The sequence below is a fragment of the Pontixanthobacter sp. CEM42 genome, from assembly GCF_017812015.1.
Classification (GTDB): domain Bacteria; phylum Pseudomonadota; class Alphaproteobacteria; order Sphingomonadales; family Sphingomonadaceae; genus Pontixanthobacter.
The window spans coordinates 116,671-130,631 of the sequence record NZ_JADQTN010000002.1 but is presented as its reverse complement, the minus strand read 5'-3'; the positions used below and the strand labels follow the sequence as shown (position 1 = coordinate 130,631).

12 protein-coding genes are annotated in these 13,961 nt (G+C 58.0%); 5 read left to right on the top strand and 7 right to left on the bottom strand.

Going from position 1 to position 13,961, the window contains the following annotated elements; all coding sequences use genetic code 11:
• Positions 1-24 precede the first annotated feature (24 nt).
• On the top strand, positions 25-627 hold the full coding sequence (locus tag J9777_RS10630; protein ID WP_209348813.1) for a hypothetical protein: 603 nt from the start codon (positions 25-27) through the stop codon (positions 625-627).
• Positions 628-635: 8 nt separating this feature from the next.
• On the opposite strand, the gene J9777_RS10625 is transcribed toward J9777_RS10630, so the two are convergent.
• The 5 genes from J9777_RS10625 to putA form a co-directional block, all read right to left on the bottom strand.
• Positions 636-1,814 carry a saccharopine dehydrogenase NADP-binding domain-containing protein gene (locus J9777_RS10625; RefSeq protein WP_209348812.1) on the bottom strand — a complete coding sequence of 393 codons (1,179 nt, stop codon included), beginning with the start codon at positions 1,812-1,814 and terminating at the stop codon, positions 636-638.
• A gap of 346 nt (positions 1,815-2,160) precedes the next feature.
• Complete coding sequence (locus tag J9777_RS10620) at positions 2,161-2,358, bottom strand: hypothetical protein (RefSeq protein ID WP_209348811.1); 198 nt, start codon at positions 2,356-2,358, stop codon at positions 2,161-2,163.
• 410 nt (positions 2,359-2,768) lie between these two features.
• Positions 2,769-3,323 carry a dCTP deaminase gene (dcd, locus tag J9777_RS10615; RefSeq protein ID WP_209348810.1) on the bottom strand — a complete coding sequence of 185 codons (555 nt, stop codon included), beginning with the start codon at positions 3,321-3,323 and terminating at the stop codon, positions 2,769-2,771.
• Between the two features lie 82 nt (positions 3,324-3,405).
• Positions 3,406-3,951 (bottom strand): hypothetical protein, encoded by a 546-nt coding sequence (locus J9777_RS10610; RefSeq protein WP_245228709.1) that lies wholly within the window; start codon positions 3,949-3,951, stop codon positions 3,406-3,408.
• Positions 3,952-4,001: 50 nt separating this feature from the next.
• Positions 4,002-7,145: a bifunctional proline dehydrogenase/L-glutamate gamma-semialdehyde dehydrogenase PutA gene (gene putA, locus J9777_RS10605; RefSeq protein ID WP_209348809.1), complete on the bottom strand. Its 3,144-nt coding sequence runs from the start codon at positions 7,143-7,145 to the stop codon at positions 4,002-4,004.
• A 119-nt stretch (positions 7,146-7,264) separates the two neighbouring features.
• Here putA and J9777_RS10600 point away from each other — a divergent pair, with 119 nt between their 5' ends.
• The 4 genes from J9777_RS10600 to J9777_RS10585 all read left to right on the top strand — a co-directional run bounded on the left by J9777_RS10600 (position 7,265) and on the right by J9777_RS10585 (position 11,532).
• The gene (locus J9777_RS10600) at positions 7,265-7,717 is read left to right on the top strand and encodes a MaoC family dehydratase (RefSeq protein ID WP_209348808.1); all 453 of its coding nucleotides are present in this window, start codon (positions 7,265-7,267) and stop codon (positions 7,715-7,717) included.
• Between the two features lie 101 nt (positions 7,718-7,818).
• Positions 7,819-9,738 (top strand): DUF3604 domain-containing protein, encoded by a 1,920-nt coding sequence (locus J9777_RS10595; protein WP_209348807.1) that lies wholly within the window; start codon positions 7,819-7,821, stop codon positions 9,736-9,738.
• Positions 9,739-9,745: 7 nt separating this feature from the next.
• Positions 9,746-10,555 (top strand): peptidylprolyl isomerase, encoded by an 810-nt coding sequence (locus tag J9777_RS10590; protein ID WP_209348806.1) that lies wholly within the window; start codon positions 9,746-9,748, stop codon positions 10,553-10,555.
• On the top strand, positions 10,552-11,532 hold the full coding sequence (locus tag J9777_RS10585) for a HupE/UreJ family protein (RefSeq protein WP_245228708.1): 981 nt from the start codon (positions 10,552-10,554) through the stop codon (positions 11,530-11,532). Before J9777_RS10590 ends, J9777_RS10585 begins: the two co-directional genes overlap by 4 nt.
• On the opposite strand, the gene J9777_RS10580 is transcribed toward J9777_RS10585, so the two are convergent.
• Together J9777_RS10580 and J9777_RS10575 are read right to left on the bottom strand one after the other, a co-directional pair.
• Complete coding sequence (locus J9777_RS10580) at positions 11,502-12,938, bottom strand: TolC family protein (protein ID WP_209348805.1); 1,437 nt, start codon at positions 12,936-12,938, stop codon at positions 11,502-11,504. The genes J9777_RS10585 and J9777_RS10580 overlap by 31 nt on opposite strands.
• Positions 12,935-13,960, bottom strand: a complete 1,026-nt coding sequence (locus J9777_RS10575) for an HlyD family efflux transporter periplasmic adaptor subunit (protein ID WP_209348804.1) — start codon at positions 13,958-13,960, stop codon at positions 12,935-12,937. The genes J9777_RS10580 and J9777_RS10575 overlap by 4 nt, the downstream gene beginning before the upstream one ends.
• Position 13,961 lies beyond the last annotated feature (1 nt).

Genomic DNA, 13,961 nt, shown 5'->3' with positions numbered 1-13,961 from the left:
CCGCGAATTGTGGAGGGACAGGGCATGAAATACCTAGATAAGCTGACACTGGTAGCCGCAGTTTCGCTGTGCGCGATGGTACCGGCTGCCGCGCAGGATGCTGATGTGGCACTTGCTCCTCCTGGATGCGACTATGGAATGCCGCATGCCAATGCTCCCGAAGAGTTGTCGCAGTTCGATTTTCTGATCGGTGACTATACGATTACCGGCCATGCCTGGCTGGGTACGGGTTGGTCACCACCACGCCCTGGTGCACCACCGTCTCGCTGGAATGGGCGCTATATCCTTGGCGGTATGGCGATTGAGGATGATTGGTACCAAGTCGACCCCGGCATCGATCCCGAAACGCCGCGCGGCATCAATGTTCGTATGTGGGACACGAAAGCCGGCGAATGGGATATGATGTGGGTCCACACGGCGACCAATCAGGTACAGGATCTGCGCGCCAAGATGATCGATGGCAAGCTGACCATGTGGCAGGAATATCCGCAGCGCCCGAACTTCAGGGCCTATTTCGAGCGTCTAGGGCCCGATAGCTGGCACCGCGTTACGCTGGCGAAGGATGAGAATGGCGAGTGGGTCAAACAAATCCGCTTGCTTGCCACTCGCATTCCCTGTCCCGAATAGCCTTAGACCTACTCGACCGCGAAGGTCAGGTCGGCATTATCTTCCAAGCGCTTGACCAGTGCTTCGCCGAGGAATGATCCCGGTGTGCCAATCCCGCCGTCAGCGTCGCTTTCGAGCAATCCGATCGCAGTTTCTGTGATCATCCGGCTGGTAGAGCCATAGCCCGGATCATACTTGCCTTTGACGCCGTAATGGATGGTTTCGCCATCGGGCATTTCACCAACGAACAGCACATCATAGAAACCGTTCTCGCGCTCTTCGGGCGTTGGACCTTCGCCGGGCTTGGGCGGCTTTGCACCGAATGGGTTTTTGAGCATTTCCGCCGCTGCCTTGGCGGCTTTCTCGCCCATTTCGCCAGCGCTGGTCAGCATCATCTCGTCATATTTGAAGTCTTCGCCATAGGGGTGGCCGAGCAGGAAGTTGGTCCGGTGAACGTTCTTTGTGTTGATTGCAGCCATAATGAATGGCGCAGCCCATTTGCCCAGATCCTTGTCATATTCAGGGATCAGGCCCGATGGCTGTGAGGGGCCTTCAAATCCGGGTGTCAGGCCGAATGAGCTTTGCAGGATCGGAATGAGTTTCGGGTTTTTGGCGATAGACTTCATCGTTGCGGTCAGACTGGCTGCGGTACCGCCGCTGAAGGTTCCGGCCATGGCGCGAACGCGGCCTTTGACGCGCGGCGCAGGCTTGCCGAATTTCGCCTTGGCTTCCTTCTGCAGCATCAACACGCCGAGATCGAACGGGATCGAGTCGAAGCCCGAAGAGAAACAAATCCGTGCGCCGCTGGCTTTGGCCAGATCTTCATGCTTGTCGATCTGCTCGCGCATCCAGCCGGGTTCGCCGCAAAGATCCGTGTAGTCCGTGCCTTCACGTGCGCACGCCTCGACCAATTCATTACCGTAAAGCTGGTAAGGTCCGACAGTTGTCAGAACGACTTTGGTCTTCTGGACCATATCGGTCAGGCTGTCCGGATCGGACGCATCGGCAACGATCAGCGGCGTATCCTTGGGTGCGCCGATCAGGTCGCGGACATCTTCCAGCTTCGACTGGTTGCGGCCTGCCATCGCCCATTTTGGACCGTCATCGCGGCCCCCGTACTGGTTGACCAGATATTCGGCGACCAGACGGCCAGTATAGCCTGTCGCACCATATACAACGATATCGAATTCGCGGTTTTCCTTGGACATCAAAATCTCTCCTTCGCGCGCAGTGATGCGCTGTGACGCGGCGCGAGTCAAAGCCGTTACGGCATGGCGGTACTTGGGTGACAGATGGGCGACAAAGGCGACAGTGTGTCAACTCCGGGGGTTCCGTCTATCTCATTGATATAGTGAGAATTTATCACTCGATGCCAAGTTGGTTGTCACAGTTGGGGCCCCGGGGGTGTTTGGGAACTTCCGCTGCTCCAGATGACAAAGAGACTTAGCGCAAGCCCTCCTGCTCTTGGTGAACGACAATATGATGGCGCTGGCTAGCAGACGTAGCGGGTGTAGGAAAACCATGATCGGCGGTTTGTGGGGTGGAAAGCGGACATCAAAGTCGTAGGGCAAATTCGCAACCAAACAATTGGCTGGCCGACTCGTAAACCTGTGAATCGACGATCAAATCATCTGGTGTGTCTGCTTGGATAGAGAAGGTGTAGCTTTCCTCAATCCCATCGTTGCGATCAACATAGGTTTGCCATGTGCCGAAGGTCGACCCTCCTTCACGTCTCTCTTTCAGCGCGTTCACCACAGCGTCAAATCCTTTGAGGCAACGTCCGACGCAATTCGGTCCATAATCGAATTCCACGTCAGCTCATCGAACTCGCTGCTCGGGTTCGTTCACTGTGAATATCCATCCGTCAGGCATGCAAAAGACCCACTGCTGTTCGTTCGATGGCGCGCTAGAAGTGCAGCTTGTCAGTCCCGCACAAATAGCGAGGCTAACAAACATGCGTTGGAAGTAGGAAACGCTCATTCTCATGACTTTGGCCGTTCGTCAGCAAGACTGCAAATGGGTCGTGAACAGCATGTCTGCTTTTCAGCTTTGGCGAGCTAGAACCAATCATTCGGCAATCGGCCCACCTTTGGCCAACGCGCTATGACCGAGAATGGGTCGAAACCGGACGAGAACGATGCCTTCATCGTTCCGCGAAACCCCTACAATTTCGGCAGCGTAACGCCCTTCTGGCCCATATATTTGCCCGCTCGGTCCGCATAGGTGACTTCGGGGCGTTCATTCCCTTTCAGGAACAGGAACTGGCACGCGCCTTCATTGGCGTAGATCTTTGCGGGCAACGGCGTTGTGTTGGAAAATTCCAGTGTCACGTGGCCTTCCCAGCCTGGCTCGAGCGGAGTGACATTCACGATGATCCCGCAGCGCGCATAGGTTGACTTGCCGAGGCAGATGACCAGCACATCTTCGGGAATACGGAAATATTCGACCGTGCGCGCCAAAGCGAAAGAGTTGGGCGGGATGATGCAGACATCGGTTTCGCGATCGACGAAGTTTTTCGGGTCGAACTCTTTGGGATCGACGATTGTACTGTCGACATTGGTAAAGATCTTGAACTCGGGCGCTACCCGCGCGTCATATCCGTATGAGCTGAGGCCGTAGGATATGCAGCCATCACGGCGCTGTGCCTCGACAAAAGGCTCTATCATGCCCTTTTCTTGTGCCGCAGACCGTATCCATTTGTCGCTAAGAATCGCCATAGGCTTGTGATTCCCGAGTGGCGCGTTTGGGGCAAGCTGTTGCGGGGTTTTTATCCCCGCCGATAGTCATGCATGGTGGCGGTCAGATCTTCTTCGCGCCCAGATCCGGGTTCTTCTCACTGATATAGTTGAGCCACTTTTTGGGACGGCGCAGCATCTTCTTGGGATAGTCCACTTTCAGCCCGGCAATCTGCGCCATCGCGCCGACGAAATGGATGCAATTGCGCTTTTCCAGATCGTAATATTTGCCCGGAGCATCGCGCCATTCGCGCATTGTTGCGCGGACCTGTTCAACCTGAGCGTCTGTCAGGGTGACGGTAAAATGGACGTTGGTCTTCTTCATGTATTTCTCATCCTCGATCAGGATGTCATGTTCGACCGGGCCTCGAAGAATAGCGGTAGAAACTTTCTTGGCCGTAAACCCGTAATTCTCATCCACTGCTTTACCGGTAGCTTTCATCGTGCCTTTCAATCGCACAAATGCATGCGGGTATCGGCCGAACAGCACGGAGCCATTGAAGCTGTGAAAGCTCATTTTCACTTCCGCCGCGGCTGGCAATGACCAACCCGATAGGATCATCGCCAGTGTTAGCGATAATAGGCGGAGTGCAGCATTCAGTCGGGACATGGCGCAGCTTCTAATGCGTCACCGACTGAACGTGAACTGAAATTTGCGATCTAGCTTGCAAGTAGACTGGCGTTGCCGCCTGCTGCTGTCGTGTCGATGCAGACCACACGCTCGGTCGCAAAGCGCGCGACGTAATGCGGTCCGCCTGCTTTGGGGCCAGTGCCTGACAGGCCTTCGCCGCCAAACGGCTGGCTTTCCACCACCGCCCCGATCTGGTTGCGATTGACGTAGAAATTGCCGACACGCGCACGCGCCTCGACGAAGCGGCGAGTCTCTTCGATACGGCTGTGTAGGCCAAGCGTGAGGCCAAAACCTGTCGTGTTGATGTCATCGACAACGCTACCGAGATCCTCTCCTTTGAAACGTGCGACGTGCAAAACCGGTCCAAAGTTCTCTCGCTTAAGATCGAGGATCGAGTCCAACTCAATAATTGTCGGTGCAACGAAGCAGCCGGTACCAGTGCCTTTCGGCAGTTTGCGCCGCCAGACTTTGCGTCCGGCCTTCTTCCGGCGGGCAATGTGTCGTTCCAGCGCTGCTTTCGCGTCAGGGTCGATGACGGGGCCAACATCAGTGGCAAAATCGACGGGATCACCGATATGCAGTGCTTCGAATGCGCCGTAGATCATCTCCAGCGTTTCGTCGTAAATCTCTTCCTGCAGATAGAGCATGCGCAATGCCGAGCAGCGCTGCCCCGCGCTTTGGAATGCGCTTGCCACAACATCGCGTGTCACCTGCTCGGGCAAAGCAGAGGAATCGACGATCATTGCGTTCTGCCCGCCGGTTTCGGCGATAAAGGTTGCGAGTGGTCCGTCGCGCGCGGCCAGCGTGCGGTTGATTGCGCGCGCTGTATCGGTTGATCCGGTGAACGCGACCCCGGCCAGACGCGGGTCGCTGGTGATCAGCTCCCCGACATCGCCTGCTCCGGGTAGCAGTTGGAAGACGTCTTCGGGGATACCGGCATCATGGCACAGTTTGACTGCGAGCGCGGCGATCAGCGGGGTTTGCTCGGCGGGTTTTGCGACAACAGTATTGCCTGCTGCCAATGCCGCAGCTGCGGGCCCGATGAAAATTGCCAGCGGGAAATTCCACGGGCTGATAGTGGCAAACACGCCGCGCCCTGCGAGGCTCAGGCGGTTCTCCTCGCCGGTCGGACCGGGAAGCAGAAATGGTTCCGAACACAGATGACGGGCTTCCGATGCGTAGTAACGCAAGAAGTCGACGGCTTCCCGCAGCTCGAGAACAGCATCGAGCAGAGTCTTGCCCGCTTCGCGCTGGCACAAGGACAGGAATTCGTCTGTATGCGCCTCAAACGCGTCGGCTGCGGCTTCAAGCAGTACCGCACGCTTCTCGCCGCCTAGTGCATTCCAGCCGGGCTGTATGGCGTTCGCTTTCTCAATCGCCGTATCAACTTCTTCAGGCAGGCTGTCGCGCCGCGTGCCGACTTCGCTGGTCAAATCTTGCGGCTTGTTGATCGGGGCAATCTCTGCCTCGAAATCGGGATCGTCTGAGCAGAAGGTCGGCTCTGCATGCCAATGCTTCGTTTCCAGGGCTTCGATACGCTGCATCAATGGCTCGCGCACCAGCGGATCGGACAGATCGACGCCGGCACTGTTCACGCGGCCCGGGAAGATATCAGCCGGCAACGGGATCGAAGGATTCCGTTTGGGTTCAAGCGCGGCGATGTCGGCCACCGGATCCGTTGCGAGTTCGGCGGCGGGCACTTCTGCATCGGCCATCCGGTTTACGAAAGACGAGTTCGCGCCGTTCTCCAGCAAACGCCGGACCAGATAGGCGAGCAGATCTTTGTGACTGCCAACCGGAGCATAGATACGCACCGGGGTGCGCTGCTTACCCTCCAGCTTGGCGAGCTCTTCGAAGATATCTTCGCCCATGCCGTGCAGGCGCTGGAACTCGAAATTGGCATCATGGCGCGAATCCGCGACCAAAGCCTTGACCGCCCCAACGGTATACGCGTTATGCGTGGCGAAGGCTGGATAGATCGCGTCGCCCGCATCGATCAGTTTGGAGGCGCAAGCGAGGTAGGAAACATCGGTCGCGATCTTCCGAGTGAACACCGGATAGTCTGTATATCCTCCGACCTGCGACACTTTGATCTCGGTATCCCAGTAAGCCCCTTTGACGAGGCGCACCATCAAGCGGCGGTCATGTCGCCGCGCTAGCTTTATGACCCAGTCGCACAGCGGCGCAGCGCGTTTCTGATAGGCTTGAATCGCCAGGCCGAAACCGCCCCAGCGGGTACCATCGCTTTTCACGAAAATCTGATCGTCAGCAGCCAGCGTCTCGATGATATCCATCGATACTTCGAGGCGCTCTGCTTCCTCCGCATCGATGGTAAAATGCATATTTGCATCGCGGGCTTTGATCGCCAGCGCTTTGAGGATCGGCACCAGCGCTGCGGTGACTTCATCGGCGTGAGTGAAGAAGTATTTCGGGTGCAATGCGGACAATTTGACCGAGATACCCGGCGATGTGCTGACCTGTCCGTCAGTTTCGCCCGAAAGCCGCTCGATGGCGTCTTCATAGGCGACGCGGTAGCGCTCGGCATCCTTGTAAGTCATTGCCGCTTCGCCGAGCATATCAAAGCTGTGCGTCAGCCCTTGCTTGCGTTCGGGTGCGGCGCGTTTGAGCGCTTCCTTGATCGACCGGCCGAATACAAATTGACCGCCCAAAATGCGCATGGCCTGCAAGGTCGCTTTGCGGATCACGGGTTCGCCCAAGCGGCCAACGGTCCGTTTCAGCGTAGTCTTCATGCCCTGCTGGTGTTCGTCCGGACGCTCCAGCACTTCGCCGGTGAGCATCAGCGAGAAGGTTGCAGCGTTGACGAATGTGGAGGAGCTTTCGCCCAGATGGTCACCCCAGTCGATATCGCCGATCTTGTCCCGGATCAGCAAATCCGCAGTCGCGATGTCAGGCACCCGAAGCAAAGCCTCGGCAAGACACATCAGCGCGATACCTTCTTCGGTATCCAAGCCGAACTGCTGCAGAAACGCGTCAATGCCGCTGGCCTTCCGGCGGCGCGCGCCTTCGATCAACTTCACCGCAGTGTCCGCTGCTGCTTGGTGCAGTTTGGACGCAGGACCAGCCTGCTTCATGCGGTCGGCGACGCAGGCGTTTTCTTCCTGCCGATATGCGAGGCGAAAAGTGGAGCGATCAAGCGGAGCGGGTCGGGACATATGCGACTCAATCTATAGGTGGGAACGTGTCGTTAGTTTTGGCGATCTGAACCTAGTTTCAGTTGCAATCAAGTGGCTGCATGCCGCATGGGTCTAAAAACTAATTGTAGGAGCGGATTATGGCAGGGCGGCACTTCGACGAGTGGCAAGTGGGCGATCGGATCGAGCACGAGATTCGCCGGACTGTTACCGAAACCGATAACCTTCTGTTTTCTACCATGACGCATAATCCGCAGCCGCTGCATCTGGATGTGGAGGCCGCGAAGGAGTCCGAATTTGGCCAGATTCTGGTCAACGGTACTTTCACGTTCTCGCTGATGGTGGGCCTATCGGTTGGCGACACAACGCTGGGCACTCTGGTGGCCAATCTGGGCTATGACAAGCTGGTCATGCCGGGGCCCGTATTCATCGGCGATACTTTGCGCGCGACAAGCGAAGTTACCGCACTAAAAGAGTCAAAATCGCGTCCCACCGCTGGGATCGCGACATTCACTCACGAACTGCTGAACCAGCGTGATGAAGTCGTGGTCCGCTGCACCCGTTCGGCTTTGCTCAAAAAGACATCTGCCTGAATGTCCTATAACCTGATCGCCCAATAACTTGACCGGTCCGTAATATGTGGCATTCTGCAACCTATTAGATCGCGAGCCAATCGCGGCGCAGGAGGGGTGTTATGAAAAAGATTCTCGGCATTGTCGTGTTGGTGGCGGTTCTCGCAGCAGCCATTTGGTGGTTGTTCATTCGTCACGATCCGGTCGCCAAGGCTGAGGACGTCGCCGAAGCAGAGGCAACTGTCGCTATTGCCGCATACCCGCAGCAAGTGCTGTGGGGTGACACCCACCTCCATACAGACAATTCGATTGACGCATTTGGCTTTGGCACGCGCCTAGGCCCCGATGCAGCGCTGAAATTCGCACGCGGCGAGAAGGTCATGGCCACGACCGGCATGGAGGCGCAGCTCGCTCGCCCCCTCGATTTCCTGGTCATTGCCGACCACAGTGATGCGCTGGGTTCGACCAAGCGGCTATACAATGCACCGCGCTTCATGATTCAGGATGAAACGCTGCTGCGCTGGTACGATATGATGCATGAATCGCCAGAGCAGTCGCAATTGGCGATTGCCGAGCTGATCACAGCAGCATCGAATGGCACTTTGCCTGAATCGCTCACTGATCCAGAAGCACAGGAAGAGAATAACCGCACCGTGTGGACCGATCATCTGGCCACGCTCGATAAATATTACGAGCCAGGCAAGTTCACTCCGATTGCAGGCTATGAGTGGACCTTGATGCCGGGTGGCAACAATTTGCACCGTGTTGTGATGTACCGTGACGGATATGACCGCACGTCGCAGATACTGCCTGCTCCTGCACTCGACGGCGATCTGACGGCGCTGTTCGATCATATGGATGCCTATGAGGAGAGCACTGGCGGCAAAGTGCTGGCCATCCCGCACAATTCGAACCTGTCCAACGGTTTGATGTTTGAGCTGACGCAGGCTGATGGCGGACCGATGACAGCGGAAACGGCGCGCCGCCGTGCGATGCGTGAACCGGTGGTCGAGGCAACGCAGATCAAAGGCGACAGCGAATCCCATCCGTTCCTTTCGCCCAATGACGAATTTGCGGGATATGGTGATGTGGGCTGGGAAATCGGCAACCTCTCGCTGACGGCCTATAAGGAAGACGATCAGCTAGCTGGCGAATATCTGCGTGAGGCATTGAAGCGTGGTCTTTCTATCGAGCAGCAAACCGGAGCCAATCCTTACAAGTTCGGGATGATCGGTTCGACTGATAGCCATACGTCGCTGGCAACCGGCGACGAGGACAACTTCTTCGGCAAGCACACAGGCAACGAACCTAACGGTGAACGCGCCAATGCCGAGCAGAATCTGGGCACACGCATTGGCCGGTTCGGCTGGAACTATCTGGCGGGCGGTTATGCGGCTGTGTGGGCCAAAGCGAACACGCGGGCAGAAATCTTCGACGCGATGATGCGGCGGGAAGTCTATGCCACCACCGGTCCGCGCATGACCGTACGGTTTTTCGGCGGGTTCGATTTTGGCGAAACGGACTTCACCGGTGATTGGGTCTCTGGCGCTTATAAAGGCGGGGTTCCGATGGGCGGTGAATTGTCCGATGAAGGCAAGGCGCCGCAGTTCATTGTCTCGGCGCTCAAGGATCCTGATGGCGCGCATCTGGACCGGGTGCAGATTGTGAAGGGTTGGATCACCGCTGACGGAACCACGCGTGAGAAAGTGTTCGACGTGGTGTGGTCGGACATGGATACGCGCCGCAGTGTTGGCGGTAAGCTACCCGCCGTGGGCAATACGGTGATCCGCGAAGAGGCGACTTACACCAATGATATTGGCGCGCCGCAGTTGCAAACCGTGTGGACGGATCCGGAATATCGCGCAGGCCAAAACGCGTTCTACTATGTGCGCGTGCTGGAAATCCCGACACCGCGCTGGACATTGTTCGACGCTGTGCGGTTCGGGATCGAGCTGAGCGAAGAAGCGCAAAAATATGCCGTCGGTCAGGAACGTGCCTATACATCGCCGATCTGGATTGGATCAGAGCCAGCTGCGCCGTGATGCCCCTATGACACTACCAAGCTGGACGCGTGAGCCGCTCGTCCATTTTCTAATCCTCGGCGTTGGTCTGTTTGCGTTCTTTGCGTGGAAAGGCGAGCCGGTTGACCCGGCAAGCCGAACCATTGCCATTTCGCAGGAGGATCGGGCACGGATCGCGCTAACGTGGGAGCGGACCATGCAGCGTCCGCCTACTGACGCAGAACTGGATACGCTCACCGAGACATGGCTGCGCGAGGAGATACTGTACCGTGAGGCATTGCGGCTTGGGCTGGACCGCGATGATGCGGTCGTGCGCAAGCGGCTTTCCAATAAGATGGACTTCCTTGCATCCAGCATCGCTGAAACCACGCAGCCAACGGACACAACTCTCCGCGATTGGCTGGATTCGAACCCCCAACGCTTTGCTGACGATACGAAATACAGTTTCGACCAGCTCTATTTCTCTGAGAAGGGCGACGCGGAGGCTGCACTTGGTAGGTTGGCAAACGCTGATGATTGGGTTGGTTTAGGCCAGTCGATTGACTTGCCCGTATCTAGCGAAGGCGCGTCATCGCAAGCGGTAGAAAAACAGTTCGGAATTGCATTCTTCGAAGCTTTGCAATCCATTGAAGACACGGGCGGTTGGTCGGGTCCGGTCGCATCAGGTTTCGGCTGGCATCTGGTCCGTTTGCGCGAGCGCCAGGTCGGTGCGGTGCCTGCATTTGAGGACATTCGTGATCGCGTCGAGAATGATTGGCGGCTGACCACGCTCGAACAGCGCAAGCAGGATGCCTATCAGCTTCTGCGTGGCGCTTATGAGGTGACGGTGGAAAAATGAGGGCGCTTGCTGCCCTGCTGATATGCCTGCTGATGCTGCCCGCCAGCGTGCAGGCTGATGAGCTGCGTCCGGGATATCTGGAGCTCACTGAAGAAACAGCGGGCGAATGGCGTTTAAGTTGGAAGCAGCCGTTTGCGACTCCACCAACCGAAGCGCCTGCGCCACCTGCGATCCCGGCAAATTGCACAATGCGCGACGATGCCGAGATGGGTGTAGCGGGCGGTGCGGTAATCGGTTCGGCATCGCTCACTTGCACGGGGTCGTTAGGCGGACAGTCGATTGCGATGCAGGGGCTGATCGGCCAGTCCGATATGCTGGTGCGTGTCCAGCCGCTGGATGAACCGGCTCAGGCGCTGCGGCTTACTGCGCGCGAACCCTCGGCTCAGATCGCGGCGCAGCCCGATACTTGGCAAGTTTTGCAGACCTATTTTGTCCTCGGCGTTGAGCACATTCTGGCCGGTTGGGATCATCTGTTGTTCGTGATCGCGCTGGTGCTGCTGATCCGCAATTGGCGCGCTGTGATTTTCGCTGCGACTGCTTTCACTATCTCGCATTCGATTACGCTGGCGAGTGCAGCGCTTGGCTATGTCGGTCTGCCAGGTGGTCCCGTAGAGGCCTTGATTGCTCTATCGATTGTATTTTTGGCGTTGGAAATTGTCCGACCGACAACGGAACCGCCAAGCCTGACCCGGCGTTTTCCGTGGATCGTCGCTTTCATATTCGGCTTGCTCCACGGGTTCGGTTTCGCTGGAGCGCTGAATGCTATCGGCTTGCCCGAAGGCGATATTGTTGCCGCATTGCTGGCTTTCAATATCGGCGTTGAGGCGGGGCAATTGCTGGTCGTGGCAGTGGTTCTGGCAGTGCTCGCCCTTCTCAAGCGATATGCGGCCAACGCATTGCCGATTATAATTCGTGCTTCGGCCTATGGCATCGGTGCAATCGGAGCTTATTGGCTGGTTGACCGCGTGATCACCTGACCGCCATTTCCCCCGAGCGCTTGCCACAACAGCACGCGCGCGCGCATTGCACGGCCCTTCGCAGCGGCGACCCGCTCACCCGAACTATCGGCTACGCGGCGCGCATCAAGCACGGTCAGGAAATTCGATAGCCCGGCCCGGAAGCGTACTTCGGCGAGTTCTGCAGCGCGGGTAGCACTGTCTCGCTCCCGCTGCACGGCGGCGAGTTCGCGATCTGCGGATGCGACCAAGCCATATCCGGTTTCTGCTTCGCCGAGCGCCGTGAATACGCGGCCACGATATGCTTGGAACGCGGCTCGCTTGGAAGCGGCAGCGCCATCAATCTGCGCCTCGATCCTGCCGAAATCGAGCAGCGGTGCCAGTAGCGATCCGCCCACCGAACCGACCACTGCATCGTCATCGAACAGATCGCCCAAGTCGAAGGCAAGCAGTCCAAGAGCTGCGGACAAAGTGAATTGCGGGAAGCGATTGGCTGCGGCGGCATATAGCTCCGCATCGCTGGCTGCGAGCCTTGCCGCTGCGGCTTGAATGTCGGGCCGATTGGCGAGCAATTGTGAGGGTGTGCTGGCTGGCGCAGCGGGCTGCGCTGACGTAGGTGCAGATGTGTCCAGCGCAGTTCTCACGGTCTGGCCGGATTGTGCTGTCAGCGTGATGAGCCGACCGACTATACGGGTGCGTTCGCTCGCGAGCGCTTCGATACGTCCTCTGCTCGACTCAGCCACGGTTTCTGCACGGACTCTATCGAAGCCCGGAGCGATACCGGCGCGTTCCCGGATGTCGGCCAAGGTCACGAGTGTTTCTGCGGCGACCAAATCCTCTTTGAGCGCGGTTTCGCGCGCCGATAGCGTACGCCAGTCGATCACTCCCCCCGCAATTTCGGCCAGGATCGAAATGCGGATTGCCGCTGCATCGGCGCCCGCGGCATCGACTCTGCTAACTGCTGCCCGTTCTTGCGCCCGTAAGCGGCCAAACAGGTCCGGATCCCATATGGCAGAGATATTCGCGCCGTAGCTGACACGTTCGGTGTCGATTGAGATACCTGCGGGCAAATTGGTGCCGAATTGGTTGGGGCTTGTGCGCGATCCCGCAACGGATGCGTCGCCGCTAATTTGCGGCAGTCTGTTAGCACCAGCGCCTGCCGCATTGGCGGTTGCTGCATCAAGCCTGGCCGCTGCTTCAAGCAGGCTCGGCGATTCAGCGAGTGCCGCCTCCGCCAGCGCGGCAAAGGCCGGATCATCGACCGGTAGCAAAGCATCCATCGATGCTGCCACTGCTTCGGGTGGAGCATAGGAGAAGCTTTCCGGCAGAACCGGCGGGGCGGTAGCAATCTCCGGTGCTGGTCCGGCGACGCAGGCGCTAACCGCGAGGCTTGCGGCAGCGGTCAAAAGGAGGCGCGCGCGTTTCATTCGCTTGCTGCCTCGGATTGGGCTGGGGTTTCGCTGGCGGTTTCCGACTTGGCTCCCTTCGCCGGAATGAACGCATCAATCTGCTGACCCACACGGAACAAACCATCGGTTTCCGGCAGCTCATAAAGCACTTGCAGCACGCGGACATCCACGCGCTCGCTCGCGCTGTTGGTCAGCGACGTTTTGGGTACGACGAGCGGTTCCGCACGGACAAATTTGGCCTCGACCTGCTCGCTCGCTGCGCCGCGTGGTGAAACAATCGCTGATGCGCCCATATCCATCCTCGCGACTTCGGACTCGTCGATATCTACGCGGATATAGAGCGGGCGTGTTTCACCCATGCGGATGAAGGGCTGTCCACTACCGCCCATGGTCGAGACGAATTCACCCGGGCGGATATTCACTTCAAGAATCTCGCCAGCCATCGGCGCACGGACCGTCAGACGGCCCAGTTCGGTGCGTGCACTGCCCGCGGCGGCTTGTGCTGCAGAAAGCCGAGCGCGGGCAACTTTCAGCCGGCTATTGGCGGCATCGGCATCGCCTCTTGCGCGAATAACTTCTGCTCGCGAAACAGCTGCTGAATCTTCAACCTGGTTGTACAGATCGAGCTGGCTTTGCGCGGTTGCTCTGGCAGTTTGTGCCTCGCTGATTGCTGCGCGCGCTTCGCCGATAGCAGCCTGTGTCTCGCTGATGCGCGCCCGGACAGCGCGGTCATCAACGGTGAACAACACTTGGCCCTTCTCGACATAATCGCCCGCCTGAACGCGCAGATCGCTGACGAGGCCGGACAGAGCGGTGCCGATATCGACGATTTCGCTCGACGGTTCGACCAGACCTGCACCGGCGACGCGGGCCGAATTGGCAAGTTCACCGGTCGCGCGTGGCGGTTCGTTTTCAGGCTCCGACAATTCCCGGTCGGGCAGGCCATTCCAGATAAACACAATCGCAAAGAGCAGTCCGACCACCGCAATGATCGGCAATATCTTGCGCGAGAAGCTGATATTTTCGGGAAGCAATGCCATG